Raw genomic sequence first — 14,084 nt, forward strand, 5'->3', positions numbered from 1 at the left:
TGTATCCCTTTTTGTATGTCGGGACGGACTGGACGTCAGGGGGCTGCCTGGGCGTACAGCTGGCTAACGGATGAAATAAATCGTGGCAAACAGGGCGATCCACACGATGTCGACGAAGTGCCAGTAGTAGGACACGACGATCGCCGCGGTGGCCTGCGCCGGAGTGAACTTGCTGACCCGGGTGCGGACCAGGAGGAACACGAAGGCCACCAGGCCGCCGATCACGTGCAGGCCGTGGAAACCGGTGGTCATGTAGAACACCGAGCCGTACACGCTGCTCGAGATGGAGGTGCCTTCGCGAACCAGGTTGATGTACTCGTAGCCCTGGCCGAGCACGAAGAACGTGCCCATCGCGAGGGTCACGACGTACCACCGGCGGAGCCCGAACACGTCACCGCGCTCGGCGGCGAACACACCCAGCTGACACGTGAAGGAAGACGCGATCAGCACCAGCGTCACCGGCACCGCCAGCAACAGGTTCAAGTGGGTGGGGGCCGGCGGCCAATCACCGTGGGCCTGAGCCCGTGCCACGAAGTACATGGCGAAGAGCCCTGCGAAAAACATGAGCTCACTGGACAACCACACAATGGTGCCGACGCTGACCAGGTTGGGCCGGTTCAGCGAGTGCACGCGCTGGGTGATTGCAGTTCCTGAAGTCCCTACTGCGCTCGTCACGCTGGCTAGTATGACCCGTCGTAGTAAGTCTTGGGCAATCGGGGCGGAATTCGGCGCGTCTTTGCAGGTAATCGCCTGGTCCTGGCCGTGCAGCGACCGGGATGTGCCCCCGGCCACCGACCGTGCGATCGTGGTGTGCATGAGCGGTGTCACAGGGATCTGGGAACGTCTCCGGCAAGCGCTGAGAGGGGGCCGCCGACCGCCCCTGGATCCGGCGCGGACGGACCTGGTCGTGGTGGTGTCGTCCTTCGACGACGCCGAGTCGTGTTCCGGTGCCCTCGAGCGAGGAGCCGCGACCGCGCCGCGCTGGGTCGATGGCGACGAAGCCGTGCTCCGGCACCATCTCGAACTCCCCGCCGACGCCGTGGACCGTGCCGTCGAGCTCGCCGGCCAGGAGGGGTACGTGAAGGCAGCCCCCGTGCACACCCCCACGAACGGCCGTACCGGGTTCGTCCTGCAGCGGGTGCAGATCCTCGACGCGATGCACTGCGCCCAGGAGAAGTCGCGGATGGCGGGGCTGGCACAGCGCCTCGGCGGAACGGCCACGGGATGGGACGCACTGCAGCCCGATTCCGCAGCTGACTAAGCTCCCAGCGGAAGGGGCGCGGACGGTGCCCGGTAACGGAGCGAGGTGCGGCGAAGGTGGGTGCGATGAACGCGGGACGACCGGCGGACGAGGTGGCGCAGAGCTGGCCCGCGGTGCTCGGCGCATTGACCTCCGGCCGTGACCTGACCAGGTCCGAGGCGCAGTGGGCGATGGACGAGATCATGTCCGACAATGCGACCTCCGCGCAGATCGCCGCGTTCGGTGTCGCTCTGAAGATGAAGGGGGAGACACCCGAGGAAGTTCTCGGGCTCTCCGACTCGATGCTCGGGCACGCGCGACTCGTGCCGGTCGACGACGACGCCGTCGACATCGTCGGCACAGGCGGCGACCGGGCGAACACGGTGAACATCTCGACGATGGCGTCGCTGGTCGTCGCGGCGACCGGTATCCGCGTGGTGAAGCACGGCAACCGCGCGGCATCGTCGAAGAGCGGTGGCGCCGATGTGCTCGAGGCGCTCGGTGTGCACATCACGCTCGGCCCGGAGCAGGTCGCGCAGTCGCTCGCCGAGGCGGGGATCGGGTTCTGCTTCGCGCCGGTGTTCCACCCCGCGCTGCGTTTCGCCGGTCCGACCCGCAAGGAGATCGGTATTCCGACGGTGTTCAACGTCCTCGGCCCGCTGACCAATCCGGCGCGGCCCCGGGCAGGGCTGATCGGGTGCGCGTTCCCGGGCCTGCTCGACACGATCGCCGGGGTGCTCGCGGCACGCGGGAATTCGGCGCTCGTGGTGCGCGGCGACGACGGGCTCGACGAACTGACCCTCTCGACGACCTCGACCGTGCGGATCGTGCACGAGGGCGCGGTACGCACGCAGACCTTCGATCCGACGGTGCTGGGCATCGCCCGGGTTCCCCTCGAGGCGTTGCGCGGTGGCGACGCCGTCGAGAACGCGGCGATCGCCCGTGCGATGCTCGCCGGGAAGACCGGGCCGGTCCGCGACGCGGTCCTGCTCAACGCGGCGGGGGCGATCGCGGCCTACCGCGGAGTGGAAGGTTCGCTCGAGGATGCGCTCGCGGCAGGCCTCGAAGAGGCCGCTGCCGCCGTCGACAGCGGCGGTGCCGAGCGCGTGCTGGCGACGTGGGCGGAAACCACGACCCGGCTCGGCGCCGCCGGCTGATCCGCGGCTATTCGCCGATCGAGAATCCGGCTTCGACGTCGGAACTCGAGTACGACCGGAACGCGATGTGCGTGACGGTCCGGGAGACGCCCTCGACCTTGTTGATACGGCCGGTGACGACCTCCGCGATCTGCTCGTGGTCGCGGACCCGCACCATGGCGATCAGATCGACGTCGCCGGCGCAGGAATACACCTTGTCGACCCCGTCCAGGTCGGCGACCGCCTGCGCGGCTTCCTGGATCCGGTCGGCCTCGGCGTCGATCAGGACGATGGCGTTGATCATGAGCGCTCCTCACTCTTGCTCGCGGGTGTGCTCAGCCTAGAAGGTGCCGCACCCCGGCGGCGGTGGCCCTGTCGGCGGTGTCCGACCGGGCGACTACGTCGACCGAGTCCGACCGGGCCTCCCGCGCCTTGTCCACCCAGTGCATCCATGCCCCCGCCCCGCGGGCCGGTTCCGTCCAGCCGTGCGTGGCCCGGACGATCCGGATGCCGTCCTCGTCGAGCCAGCGGGCCACCAGCCCGATCTCTTCCACCGGAGCGCCACGCAGCGGCGCCGCGGTCGGTCGCACCGTTTCGGCCGCGGCCGCGATCGCCTCGACCACCGGCATCGGTGGCACGTGCCGCGCCGCGACCCCGGCCGACGCGAGTCTTCCGGAGCGGATCACGGCGAACTCCCACCCGCCCTCCGGACGCGGTTTCGCCGCGATCAACTCGTCGACGGCGGCGAGCGCGGCCAGTCGCTGCGTTCTCCGCAGTGCCCGCACGACGTCGGCGGCGCGGTCGCGCAGCCGGGCGGCGTTCTCGAACAGTTCGGCGCCGGCGAGGTCGGTGATGCGGTCGCGCAGCCGGACCAGGGCGGTGTCGTCGCTGCCGCGCAGCAGCTCGCGTGCCACCGCGACCTGCGCGGCGTACTGCTCGGCGCTCTGGAGGCCGTACGGGGCGGCACTGCAGGCTCCCACGGCCTCGGGCGGGCACCGGTCGCCGTGCCGGCCGCTGCGCGCGATCCGGCGCGTGCACGTGCGCAGTCCGCACACCTCGGCGAGTGTCGCCGCGACCTCGGCGGCGGACGCGCGCGCGGAGAACGGTCCGAGCGCGTCGACGCCGGGCGTGCGGCCCACCACGAGCCGGGGGAACGCGTCGTCGGACAGGTTGATCCACCAGCCGCGGGTCGGGTACTTCGACCGGCGGTTGTACGGGGGAGTGTGAGCGGCGAGCAGCCGCAGTTCCCGGACCCCGGCCTCGAGCCCGTGTGCGCATTCGACGTGGTCGATGCGTGTGGTCAGTGCGACCATCTCGCGCATCCTCGGGCGCGTCTCGGACCCGGTGAAGTAGTTGCGGACGCGGCGGTGCAGGTTCACCGCCGTGCCGACGTAGAGCACTTCGTCGGACGGTCCGCGGAACATGTAGACGCCCGGCCGGTGGGGCAGGTGGGCGGCGAGCGTCCGTTTGGCCCGCTGTTCCGCACTGATCGCGGGGATGTAGTCGCGCAGCTCGGTGAGACTGTGCACGCCCTGGTTCCCGACGCGTTCGATCAATGCGTGCAGGACGTCGACGGTCGCGCGGGCGTCGTCGAGGGCGCGGTGCGTCGGGCGGGTCGAGACGTGGAAGAGGTCGGCGAGTGCGGACAGACGCACCGACGGTGCCTCGTCGCGCCCGAGGACCCGGCGCGCGAGTTTCACGGTGCACACCACCGGGAACCGCGGCCAGGCCGTGTCGTTGCGCGCGGCGGCCGCGCGGAGGAAGCCGACGTCGAATCCCGCGTTGTGCGCCACCAGCACGGAACCCGCGGCGAATTCGAGGAAGGACGGCAGCACCTGTTCCATCCGCGGCGCGGCCCGCACCATCGCCGTGGTGATCCCGGTCAGTTCGACGATCGCCGGCGGAATGTCGCGACCGGGATCGACGAGGGTGGCGAATTCGCCGAGGACCTCGCCGCCGCGGACCTTGACCGCCCCGATCTCGGTGACGGCGTCGTTCTCGGCGCTGCCGCCGGTGGTCTCGAGGTCCACGACGACGAACGTGGTGCCCCGCAGCGGGGTGTCCAGTTCGTCGAAGGCGAGTTGGACGCCGGTCGGAGGTATGGGACCGGACCGGAGCGGGGACGTCATGGACGTCAGGTTAAGAAGCGGCACCGACAGCCTCGGGAACCGGGCTGTGAGCGCTGCCGAAAGCACTGAGTGGCGAGGATCACACCGGTTTTTCGCACGGGGATTCGACGGTCCTCTGCGGGTCGTCGAATCCGGCTCCGTTGTTCCGTCTCGCGAAGCCCCTGGAGGTTCGGGGTGGAGGGCGGCTCGCGGTCGGCGGCCTCGCTGCGAAAATGCGTCCCGGCCTGCGGAGACGGCGTCGCGGCGGCGGGTGCGACCGTGCTGTGGGCCCCGAGCCGGGGTGGCGTGCCGCGGGCCCTACGACAGCCCGTCGTTATCGGTTCGTGATCAAGCGTGACCCGGTGTGACTTCCGGTCCGCGCCGAGCGGGCCCAACGGTCAATTCGGACGCGGGCCGGTCGACATCCGTCGATGCCGTTTCGTAATCTTCTCGAGACCAAGCGGAGAGTTTGCCGGCCCACCGGACCGGAGCCGCTAGGCCACCGCCTAATCGGCGCACCCGAGATCGGGTGCCCGTGCCGGGGACCCACTTGTTACTTGGGGTGAATCTCCTCCGGTCGCGTCAGCGGCCGAGGGGTAGGGCTGATCTTCCCGGCCCGAACCCGTCAGCTAACTCGGTCGGCGGATGACGGAAGAAGGAGCAACACCCCCGTGGCGTCTCACAAGTCCACGCGCAACATTCGTCGCGCTGTCGTCGCCGGAGCCCTCGCGCTCGGCTCTCTGACCCTCTCGGCCGCCCCCGCTATGGCCGCCCCGATCAACATCCCCGGCATCGGCGACGTCGAACTGCCCGCAAACCTGCCGCCGGAGGTCACGAACCTCATCCCGCCGGCCCCCGCGGCTCCCGCGGCCCCGCAGGCTGCCCCGGCTCAGTTCACCGCGCCCTACACCTCGGTCGGCCAGCGTGCCGCCGACGCCGCGCAGTCCAAGCTGGGTGCGCCCTACGTCTACGGCGCTGCCGGCCCGAACTCGTTCGACTGCTCCGGTCTGGTGCAGTGGGCCTACAAGCAGGCCGGTCTGAACGTGCCGCGTACCAGCTACGAGCAGGCCGGTGCGGGTCGCGCCGTGTCCATCGCCGAGCTGCTGCCCGGTGACGTCGTCTCCTTCTACGGCGGCAGCCACACCGGCCTCTACATCGGTGGCGGCAACATCGTGCACGCCTCCACCTCGGGTCAGCCGGTGAAGATCGCGCCGCTGAACTCGATGCCTGTGGACGGCGCTCGCCGCTTCTGATCACACAGGGAATCCGCCCGCGAGGGTGGTATCGGCCCACGAGCCGATACCACCCTCGCGGCGTTTCTGCACTCGGGTGACGGCGGCTACTGCCGGGTAGACACAAACCTATGCCATTCCGTAACCTTATCGAGATCTTTGGGGAAAGGACGTCGCTCTCGTGGTTTTCGACAGGACGAAGCGGACGCTGCGTGCCGGGCTCGTGGCCGGGGTGCTCCTGGCGGCGGGTCTGACCGTTCCCGCGGTCGCCGATCCCGCCGCCGACAATCCGACGGCCGCGCTCGAACACCTCGCCGACCTGTCCCGCAGGTCCGAGCAGACCAACGAGGCACTCCACAACGCCGTCATCGACCTCGAGGCCAAGCAGAACGCCCAGCGCGACGCCGAGGCTCGCCTCGCTGCCGACCGCGGCGTCCTGGCGCAGGCGCAGGCCGAGGTGGACCGCTTCCGCCCCACGATCGACAAGCTCGCCGCCGCGAACTACCGCGGTGCCCGCACCAACCGCCTGTACTCGGTGCTCGTCAGCGATTCCCCGCAGCAGCTGCTCGATCAGATGTCCACGCTCGGCGTGATCGCCCAGCAGACCGCCGACGACGTCGAGGGCTACCGCGTTGCGAACAATGCGGCGGCCGAGGCGGCCGCGGCCTCCGAACGTTCCGCCGACGCCGCCCGGGTCGCCGCCGAGCAGGCCGAGACGCTGCGCGACGACCTCGAGCGGCAGCAGACCGACCTCCGGAATCAGATCGAAGGGGTGTACGACGCGTTCTCGAAACTGAGCGACGACGAGAAGGCCGTGCTTGCGGGCACCCCGTTCCCACCCGGCCTGGACGCCGCGACGATCCTGTCCAAGCTCGCGCCCGGCACCGGATCCGCAGCTCTTCGGGCCGCGATGACCCGCATCGGCGACCCCTACGTGTGGGGCGCCACCGGCCCCGACCAGTTCGACTGCTCCGGGCTCATGGTGTGGGCGTACAAGCAGGTCGGAAAGACCCTGCCGCGGTCGAGCCAGGCCCAGGCGCAGGGCGGCACCCCGGTCTCGCGCGACCAGCTGCAGCCCGGCGACCTGGTGATCTTCTACGACGACGCGTCCCACGTCGGCATGTATGCCGGTGACGGCAACATCGTGCACGCGTCGACGTTCGGTGTTCCGGTGAAGGTCCAATCGATGGACAGCTTCCCGTTCCACAGCGCCCGCCGCTACTGACCCTGCTGCCGGACCGAGGCCCGGCCCACCATTCCGGTGCTCGGTGGGGCGCGGTCTTAGACTGTCCGCCGTGCCCGATTCCTCGCCCTCTCCGCGACCGCGCGCGCCGCGACGCTGGGAGCGGTTCGCGGTCGTCGGGCTCGCCGCTGTGGTGGCCGCCGTCGCGCTGCTGGTGTTGTTCACCCCGGACGACACGAGCCCCCGATCCGGGCCCGTCGACAGGGCGCCTGAGGAGATCCAGGCGTCGGAGGAGATCCAGGCGCTGCTCGACACCTGGGCGGCCGCGGTCCGGGCCGCCGACGCGGACACGTTGCGCACGCTCGTCGACGACCGGGCCCGGCCCGGTTTCCTCGACGCGGAACTGCGCAGGGCCGCCGCGGTGGCGCAGGTCCCGCTCTCGGACTGGGGATACGAGCTCGGCAACGCGGAACCCGCCCCGGTGCCCGCCGACGTCGCCGCTCGGCTCGGCGACGCGAAGGCGCAGACACGCACCGTGTACCTGCGCTACGCGATCGAGGGAATCGACGCCGAACCCACCCGCAAGCCCGTCACCGTCGTCGTCGTGCGGCGCGACGACGGCTGGCGTCTCGTCGACGACGAACCCGGACCCGGCCGGGTCACGTGGCGTGGCCCGTGGGACTTCGGGCCGCTCGTCGTCGAACCCGTGCCGCAACGCTCCGGCGGGAGGTCGCTGGTGATCGGCCACCCGGAGCAGGAAGAGCTCGTGGATGCGATCGCCCGGGAGATGGAGCCCGCCGTCGGCGCCGTCGACCGGATCTGGGGAACGGACTGGTCGCGCCGGGCCGTGGTCCTCGTCACCTCGTCCCACGACGAGTTCACCCATCAGGTCGGCGACCGGCACAACGGCGCCGGGATCGCCGCGGTCGCGGTGTCCGATGCCGTGGATCCCCGCGCGGGCAGCGCCACCGGACAGCGCATCGTGTTCAGCCCGGCCGCCGCCGACAGGCTCGACGCCGAGGGCCTGCGGACCGTGCTGCGGCACGAACTCACCCACATCGCCGCCCGCGCTGACACCGTCGACGGCTCCCCGCTGTGGATGCTCGAGGGCTACGCCGACTACATCGGATATCTCGGTGCGGACGAGGAGTTCGACGCGACGGCGCCGACGCTCACCGCGGCCGTCACCCGGAACGGCACCCCGGCCGCGCTGCCCGAGGACGCCGAGTTCACCGACGAACGGTCGCTGCTCGCCTACGAGACGGCATGGTCGCTCGCCGCCTACACCGCCGACGACTACGGGCCCGCGCGGCTGACCGAACTGTATCGGCGGCTCGCCCGCGGGCCGATCGACGGAGCGCAGCTCGATGCCGTGCTGACCGACGTGCTCGGCACCGACACCGGCACGTTCGTCGCGGCGTGGGGGAGCTGGGTCGACGACCGCCTGGCCGCGTCCACCCGGTGACCCGCCCACCCGGCGGTCGAACCCGCACCGATACGGTGAACGTCATGCCTCGAACACTGTTGGTGACGAACGATTTTCCGCCTCGCCCGGGCGGCATACAGTCGTACCTGCAGTCGTTCGCGGCGCAATTGCCGGCCGAGGACCTCGTCGTCTACGCACCCCGGTGGCGCGGCGACAGTCACACGAAGTTCGACGCCCGGCAGCCGTTCGAGGTGGTCCGCCACCCCACGACCCTGATGCTGCCCACCCCGGTGGTGGCGCGCCGCGCGACCCGGTTGCTCACCGAGCACGACTGCGAAACCGTCTGGTTCGGGGCGGCCGCACCGCTGGCGCTGCTGGCCCCGGTGCTCCGGCGCGCGGGGGCGCGGAAGATCGTCGCCAGCACACACGGGCACGAGGTCGGCTGGTCGATGCTGCCGGGAGCACGCGGTGCGCTGCGGCGCATCGGCGACGGCACCGACACCGTCACCTTCGTCAGCCGCTACACCCGTGGCCGGTTCGCCTCCGCCTTCGGGCCGAACGCCGGTCTCGAGCACCTGCCCTCGGGTGTGGACACGGAGGTGTTCCGGCCCGATCCGGCCGCACGCGCCGAATTGCGCGCCCGGTACGGGCTGGGGGACCGGCCCACGGTGCTGTGCCTGTCGCGGCTGGTACCCCGCAAGGGCCAGGACATGCTGATCCGCGCGCTGCCGCAGATCCGGCGCCGCATCGACGGGGCGGTGCTCGTGATCGTCGGTGGAGGCCCCTACGAGGGACGGCTGCGCGAGCTGGTCCGGCAGGTCGGCGTCGAGGAACACGTCGTGATCACCGGAGGGGTCCCCGCCGCGGAACTCGCCGCGCACCACACGATCGCCGACGTCTTCGCGATGCCCTGCCGGACCCGCGGTGCCGGTCTCGACGTCGAAGGCCTCGGCATCGTCTACCTCGAGGCGTCCGCGACCGGCGTCCCGGTCGTGGCCGGACGATCCGGCGGCGCACCCGAGACCGTGCAGGAGGGAAAGACCGGGCGGGTCGTCGACGGCACGAACGTCGCGCAGATCGCGGACACCATCGCCGATGTGCTCGCCGACCGTGACCGCGCCGCCGCGATGGGCGCCGCGGGCCGCGCCTGGGTCGGCGCCGAATGGCGCTGGGACACCCTCGGCGCGAAGCTGCGCAAGATCCTGAGCTGACCCCGCATCGAGCCGACCACCGCCGTATGTGAAGCTGTCCCCCGTGAGCAGCATTCAGGTGTCGGACCAGACCTTCATCGCCGCGCCGCCCGAGCGCATCGCCGCGGCCGTCGCGCGGCGCGACCGATGGCGTGTGTGGTGGCCCGATCTGGCCCTCACGGTCCGGGAAGACCGCGGCGAGAAGGGAATTCGCTGGGCGGTCACCGGTCCGCTGAACGGGACCATGGAGGTGTGGCTCGAGGAGATGCTCGACGGCGCCGTCGTCCACTACTTCCTGCACTGCGAACCGACCGGTGTCGCGCCGGAACGGGTCGGCATGCTCGACCTCGCGAAGCTGAACCGGGAACGGCGGGTTGCGGGAAAGAAGATGACCTTCGAGATCAAGCAGCAGCTCGAGACCGGCCGGCCCGCGGGGGAGCCTCCGCAGTACTGACGATCGGCCGGTGACGGCAGCGACCGTTACGGTGTGGGGACAGACAACCGTCCCGGGGGATGTGGCCGGGCGGAACAGACGGAAAGGAAGCGTCATCGCATGGCCGAGAAGACCAAGCGGTCGATCACCATCGCTGCTCCGGCCGATCGGGTGATGTCCGTGATCGCGGATTTCGACGAGTACCCGACCTGGGTGGAGGCGGCGAAGTCGGTGGAGGTGCTCGACAGGTTTCCGGACGGTCGTGCCGAGCGTGTCCGGTTCGTGCTCGACGCGGGCATCGTGAAGGACACCTACGTGCTGCGCTACGTGTGGGCGGCGGACGGCCGTTCGGTCAGCTGGGAACTCGAATCCGGTGAGATCCAGAAGGCGCAGTCCGGGACGTACGCGCTGTCCGACGCTCCGGGCGGCGGCACCACCGTCGACTACGAACTGACCGTGGATCTGACGATCCCGATGATCGGCCTGTTCAAGCGCAAGGCCGAGAAGGTGATCACCGACACCGCGCTCAAGGAACTCAAGAAGCAGGTCGAGGGCTGAGCGAGAACGAGGGCACCGCCGAGACCCGCCTGCGGCTGTTCGTCGGCAAGGGCGGCGCCGGAACCAGCACGGTGGCCGCCGCCACCGCAGTCGCGGCCGCGAGCCCGCAGCACCCGGTGCTGCTGGTGTCGCTGGATCAGGCGTCGTCGCTGTCCGACCTGTTCGGTCTCGACCGTGCGCCCGGCGTCGTCCGGTCCGTCGCCGACGGACTCGACATCCTCGAGATCGACTCGCTCGCCCTGCTCGAACAGCGCTTCGCGGCGTTGGCGAGGCTCCTCGCGGCCGCAGGAGGCGGACACGAGCACGCCGCGGGGTTCGCGCTGCCCGCGCCGGGGGAGATCACCGGTGTGCCCGGCCTGCAGGAGGTTTTCGCCCTCCACGAGATCGCCCGCCTGACCTCGGACGGCCGACGGCACGCGGTCGTCGTCGACTGCCCGTCGGGGGCCGCGGCGTTCGGCACGCTGGCCGCGCCCCGCACGGCCGCCGACTACGTCGAACGGATCTGGCCGCGGCACAGCCGGATCGAGGCCGCCACCGGACCGGACCTGCGGCTCGGATTCGTCGTGGCGCTGTTCGACCGGATGCTGGACCGGCTCGGGGAGATCGCGGATCTGCTCGCGGACCGGCGGCGCACGTCGGTGACCCTCGTCGGCACCGCCGACCGTGTCTCGGCCGCCGAACTGCGCCGGCTCCGCTCGTGGACGGCGCTGTCCGGGCTGCGCCTCGACGGTGTGATCGTCAACGGCCTCGTGCCCGACTTCGGTGCCGGCACCGGACCGGCCGCGGACTGGCTCGCCGCGCAGCGCAGGACGCAACGGTCGGTGCTCGACGACATCGTCTCCTCGGTCGGTGACGTGCCGGTCCTCGAATGTGAGCGGCAGGCCTCGGAACCGGTAGGGTTGGCGTCTCTGGGGGCGTTTGCCCGGGCGCTCTACCGGGACGATCGGGATGTTCGGGAGCCGGCGGCCGCCGACACGACCCCGATCCGGGTCCAACACGAATCGGGGACAGGGGTGGATTCGGTGTACACGATGCGGATGCATCTGCCGCTGGCAGATCCGGCGACCTTGACCCTGGGCCGGGTCGACGACGACCTCGTGGTCGGCGCGGACGGGATCCGCCGCCGCGTCCGGCTGGCGTCGGGTCTGCGGCGCTGCACGGTCTCCGGTGCCGAGTTCGACGGCGGCGACCTGGTGGTGCGATTCGTTCCGGATCCGGCGGTGTGGCCGCAGTGAGCTCCGAACACGACGCCCTCGTCGCCGAACTGCGGCTGCTCGCCGAGGCCGTTCTCGACCGTGTCGACCGTGCCGTCCAGCAGTACGCGGCCGCGCAGCCTCCCGCACCGGCGGATGCCGGGCCGGGGGACACACCGGCCGATGCCGCCCCTTCCGGCATGCCGACCCCCGCACCCTCCGCCGGCTGCTCGTGGTGCCCGGTGTGTGCCGCCGCCGCCCTGCTGCGCGGCGAACCCCACGAACTGCTCACCCGGCTGGCCACCCAGATCGCCGCGCTCATCGCGCTGATCCGCGAACTGCTCGCCCGCTACCTCCCGCCGCCGACCGGCCCCGCGGGTTCCGGCGGTCCGGAGCCGACTCCGCCGCCGGAACCGACCGACCGGAACGGTGGGTTCGTGTCCATTCCGGTCACGATCCGGCCCTGATCCGCGCGGGAACCGACATGGCTGACCCGGAAGGGCTGACGATCGGCATCGACGTCGGCGGCACCAGCATCCGCGCCGCGGTAGTCGACGGCACGGGAACGATCGTCGATTCGGTGCGCGCGGCGACCCCGGCGTCGGCCGGCGCCCTCGAAGACGCGCTCGAGGAGACCGTCCGGTACCTGTCCGAACGCAACGATGTCGCCGCGGTGGGCCTGGCCGTCGCCGGATTCCTCGCGGTCGACCGTCGCACCGTGCTGTTCGCGCCCCACCTGGCCTGGGTGGACGCGCCGGTCGCGCAGCGGCTCACCGACCGGTTCGCGATGCCCGTCGTCCTCGAACACGACGCGAACGCCGCAGCGTGGGCCGAATATCGGTTCGGGGCCGCCGCCGGTGCGCACACCGTGGTCCTCGTCGCGCTGGGCACCGGCATCGGCGCAGCGTTGCTGCTCGACGGCCGCATCTACCGGGGCGCTCACGGTGTCGCCCCGGAACTCGGGCACCTGCAGATGGTTCCGGCCGGCCGGGTCTGCGCGTGCGGCAAACGCGGATGCTGGGAGCGGTACTGCAGCGGCACGGCACTCGTGGACACGCCGTCGACCTGCTGCCCACGGTCCGGGGCCGCTCGCTGCTCGCCCGTGACGCCGCGGCCGATCCCGGGTCGCTCACCGGCCGCCGGATCGCGGCTGCGGCCCAGGACGGGGACGTGCTCGCGGTCGCCGCGATGGCCGAGTTCGCGCGCTGGCTCGGAGTCGGCCTGGCGGCCGTCGCGGACATCTACGATCCCGAACTCGTCGTGATCGCCGGGGGTGTGTCGGGCTCGGCCTCGCTGTTCCTCGACGACGCCCGCGACCACTACGCCGCTGCCCTCACCGGTACCGGACATCGCCCGCTCGCGCGGATCCGCGCCGCGCATCTGGGGGACGCGGCGGGACTGATCGGCGCCGCGGATCTCGCCCGCGGCCCGGCGCACCCCGGCAGGATCGGTCCGTCCGACTGAGATGCTGGTCACGTCCGCCGGTGTGACCTCGCGTGCACGCGGGTCGCGGTGTGCACGCCGACACCGCGTGGACGTAGAGTCGATCGTCGAGCGCGCGTGGTGGTGCGGGCGGGGTTCAGGAGGGATGCCATGTGGTACTGGCTGTTCAAATACGTTCTGCTGGGGCCGCTGCTGTATCTCATGGGACGCCCGAAAATCGAAGGCGGAGAGAACATTCCGTCGGACGGCCCGGCGATCCTCGCGAGTAACCACCAGGCGGTCCTCGATTCGTTCTTCCTGCCGCTGATGGTGCGCCGGCGAATCACCTTCCTCGCGAAGAGCGAGTACTTCACCGGAACCGGCCTCAAGGGCGGATTCCAGCGCTGGTTCTTCTCCGCCGTCGGCCAGGTGCCCATCGACCGCACCGGCGCCGACGCCGCGCAGGACGCCCTCAACGCCGGCGTCCGCGTGCTCGGTCAGGGCAAACTGCTCGGCATCTACCCGGAGGGCACCCGGTCGCCGGACGGACGGCTCTACAAGGGCAAGACCGGCATGGCGCGCCTCGCCCTGGAAACCGGCGTCAAGGTCATCCCCGTGGCGATGATCGGTACCGACAAGATGAACCCGATCGGCTCGAAGATGTGGCGGCCGGCGAAGATCACCGTGAAGATCGGTGAGCCGATCGACTTCTCCCGCTTCGAAGGGATGGGCGGGAACCGCTTCGTCGAGCGCACCGTCACCGACGAGGTGATGTACGCGCTGATGCAGCTGTCCGGCCAGGAATACGTCGACATCTACGCCGCGACCCTGAAGAAGAAGGGTGCAGCCTCCGAGAAGGCAGGGGAGGACGCGGCTTCCGGGACGAATGCGCCGGCCGCAGCCGACGCCGACCGGTTGCCCGACACCCAGGCGGGCTGAATCGGGGCGACGCGAATCGTTGCC

14 protein-coding genes, 1 pseudogene and 1 riboswitch are annotated in these 14,084 nt (G+C 70.9%); of the genes and pseudogenes, 12 read left to right on the plus strand and 3 right to left on the minus strand.

What is annotated here, in order from left to right:
- Window positions 1-63: 63 nt before the first annotated feature.
- Complete coding sequence (gene ctaE / locus ACWDUD_RS19010) at window positions 64-675, minus strand: aa3-type cytochrome oxidase subunit III (RefSeq protein ID WP_450110324.1); 612 nt, start codon at window positions 673-675, stop codon at window positions 64-66.
- Between the two features lie 139 nt (window positions 676-814).
- Between ctaE and ACWDUD_RS19015 the strand changes: the two genes are divergently transcribed.
- Both ACWDUD_RS19015 and trpD read left to right on the plus strand, forming a co-directional pair.
- Window positions 815-1,261, plus strand: coding sequence for a hypothetical protein (locus ACWDUD_RS19015; RefSeq protein WP_450110282.1), 447 nt, complete (start codon window positions 815-817; stop codon window positions 1,259-1,261).
- Window positions 1,262-1,326: 65 nt separating this feature from the next.
- Window positions 1,327-2,397 carry an anthranilate phosphoribosyltransferase gene (gene trpD / locus ACWDUD_RS19020; RefSeq protein ID WP_450110283.1) on the plus strand — a complete coding sequence of 357 codons (1,071 nt, stop codon included), beginning with the start codon at window positions 1,327-1,329 and terminating at the stop codon, window positions 2,395-2,397.
- Between the two features lie 7 nt (window positions 2,398-2,404).
- Here the strand turns inward: trpD and ACWDUD_RS19025 are convergent, their stop codons facing one another.
- Together ACWDUD_RS19025 and ACWDUD_RS19030 are read right to left on the minus strand one after the other, a co-directional pair.
- On the minus strand, window positions 2,405-2,680 hold the full coding sequence (locus ACWDUD_RS19025; RefSeq protein ID WP_197254077.1) for an Lrp/AsnC family transcriptional regulator: 276 nt from the start codon (window positions 2,678-2,680) through the stop codon (window positions 2,405-2,407).
- A gap of 31 nt (window positions 2,681-2,711) precedes the next feature.
- Window positions 2,712-4,505, minus strand: coding sequence for a DEDD exonuclease domain-containing protein (locus tag ACWDUD_RS19030; protein WP_450110284.1), 1,794 nt, complete (start codon window positions 4,503-4,505; stop codon window positions 2,712-2,714).
- A 472-nt stretch (window positions 4,506-4,977) separates the two neighbouring features.
- Window positions 4,978-5,143, plus strand: a riboswitch (cyclic di-AMP (ydaO/yuaA leader).
- A gap of 12 nt (window positions 5,144-5,155) precedes the next feature.
- Here ACWDUD_RS19030 and ACWDUD_RS19035 point away from each other — a divergent pair.
- From ACWDUD_RS19035 to ACWDUD_RS19080, 10 genes and pseudogenes are all read left to right on the plus strand, one after another.
- Window positions 5,156-5,737 carry a C40 family peptidase gene (locus tag ACWDUD_RS19035; RefSeq protein WP_197254081.1) on the plus strand — a complete coding sequence of 194 codons (582 nt, stop codon included), beginning with the start codon at window positions 5,156-5,158 and terminating at the stop codon, window positions 5,735-5,737.
- A 160-nt stretch (window positions 5,738-5,897) separates the two neighbouring features.
- Window positions 5,898-6,941: an NlpC/P60 family protein gene (locus tag ACWDUD_RS19040; RefSeq protein ID WP_450110285.1), complete on the plus strand. Its 1,044-nt coding sequence runs from the start codon at window positions 5,898-5,900 to the stop codon at window positions 6,939-6,941.
- 70 nt (window positions 6,942-7,011) lie between these two features.
- Complete coding sequence (locus ACWDUD_RS19045) at window positions 7,012-8,364, plus strand: hypothetical protein (protein WP_450110286.1); 1,353 nt, start codon at window positions 7,012-7,014, stop codon at window positions 8,362-8,364.
- A gap of 44 nt (window positions 8,365-8,408) precedes the next feature.
- Window positions 8,409-9,536, plus strand: coding sequence for a glycosyltransferase family 4 protein (locus ACWDUD_RS19050; RefSeq protein ID WP_450110287.1), 1,128 nt, complete (start codon window positions 8,409-8,411; stop codon window positions 9,534-9,536).
- 43 nt (window positions 9,537-9,579) lie between these two features.
- Complete coding sequence (locus ACWDUD_RS19055) at window positions 9,580-9,969, plus strand: polyketide cyclase / dehydrase and lipid transport (RefSeq protein ID WP_450110288.1); 390 nt, start codon at window positions 9,580-9,582, stop codon at window positions 9,967-9,969.
- Window positions 9,970-10,068: 99 nt separating this feature from the next.
- Window positions 10,069-10,506, plus strand: coding sequence for an SRPBCC family protein (locus ACWDUD_RS19060; protein WP_197254087.1), 438 nt, complete (start codon window positions 10,069-10,071; stop codon window positions 10,504-10,506).
- Between the two features lie 29 nt (window positions 10,507-10,535).
- A complete protein-coding gene (locus ACWDUD_RS19065; RefSeq protein WP_450110325.1) occupies window positions 10,536-11,741 on the plus strand; it encodes an ArsA family ATPase in 1,206 nt (401 codons plus the stop codon).
- Window positions 11,738-12,166 carry a hypothetical protein gene (locus ACWDUD_RS19070; protein WP_450110289.1) on the plus strand — a complete coding sequence of 143 codons (429 nt, stop codon included), beginning with the start codon at window positions 11,738-11,740 and terminating at the stop codon, window positions 12,164-12,166. The genes ACWDUD_RS19065 and ACWDUD_RS19070 overlap by 4 nt, the downstream gene beginning before the upstream one ends.
- Window positions 12,167-12,183: 17 nt before the next feature.
- A pseudogene (locus ACWDUD_RS19075) lies at window positions 12,184-13,163 on the plus strand (ROK family protein).
- A 129-nt stretch (window positions 13,164-13,292) separates the two neighbouring features.
- Complete coding sequence (locus tag ACWDUD_RS19080; protein WP_450110290.1) at window positions 13,293-14,060, plus strand: lysophospholipid acyltransferase family protein; 768 nt, start codon at window positions 13,293-13,295, stop codon at window positions 14,058-14,060.
- Window positions 14,061-14,084: the final 24 nt, after the last annotated feature.

The sequence above is a fragment of the Rhodococcus sp. NPDC003382 genome, from assembly GCF_053589135.1.

What these genes read in the sequence shown, in the direction of transcription:
- ACWDUD_RS19015 (WP_450110282.1), top strand. Translation starts at nt 815, where the DNA reads ATGAGCGGTGTCACAGGGATCTGGGAACGTCTCCGGCAAGCGCTGAGA.
- trpD (WP_450110283.1), top strand. Translation starts at nt 1,327, where the DNA reads ATGAACGCGGGACGACCGGCGGACGAGGTGGCGCAGAGCTGGCCCGCG.
- ACWDUD_RS19025 (WP_197254077.1), bottom strand. Translation starts at nt 2,680, where the DNA reads ATGATCAACGCCATCGTCCTGATCGACGCCGAGGCCGACCGGATCCAG.
- ACWDUD_RS19030 (WP_450110284.1), bottom strand. Translation starts at nt 4,505, where the DNA reads ATGACGTCCCCGCTCCGGTCCGGTCCCATACCTCCGACCGGCGTCCAA.
- ACWDUD_RS19050 (WP_450110287.1), top strand. Translation starts at nt 8,409, where the DNA reads ATGCCTCGAACACTGTTGGTGACGAACGATTTTCCGCCTCGCCCGGGC.
- ACWDUD_RS19060 (WP_197254087.1), top strand. Translation starts at nt 10,069, where the DNA reads ATGGCCGAGAAGACCAAGCGGTCGATCACCATCGCTGCTCCGGCCGAT.
- ACWDUD_RS19080 (WP_450110290.1), top strand. Translation starts at nt 13,293, where the DNA reads ATGTGGTACTGGCTGTTCAAATACGTTCTGCTGGGGCCGCTGCTGTAT.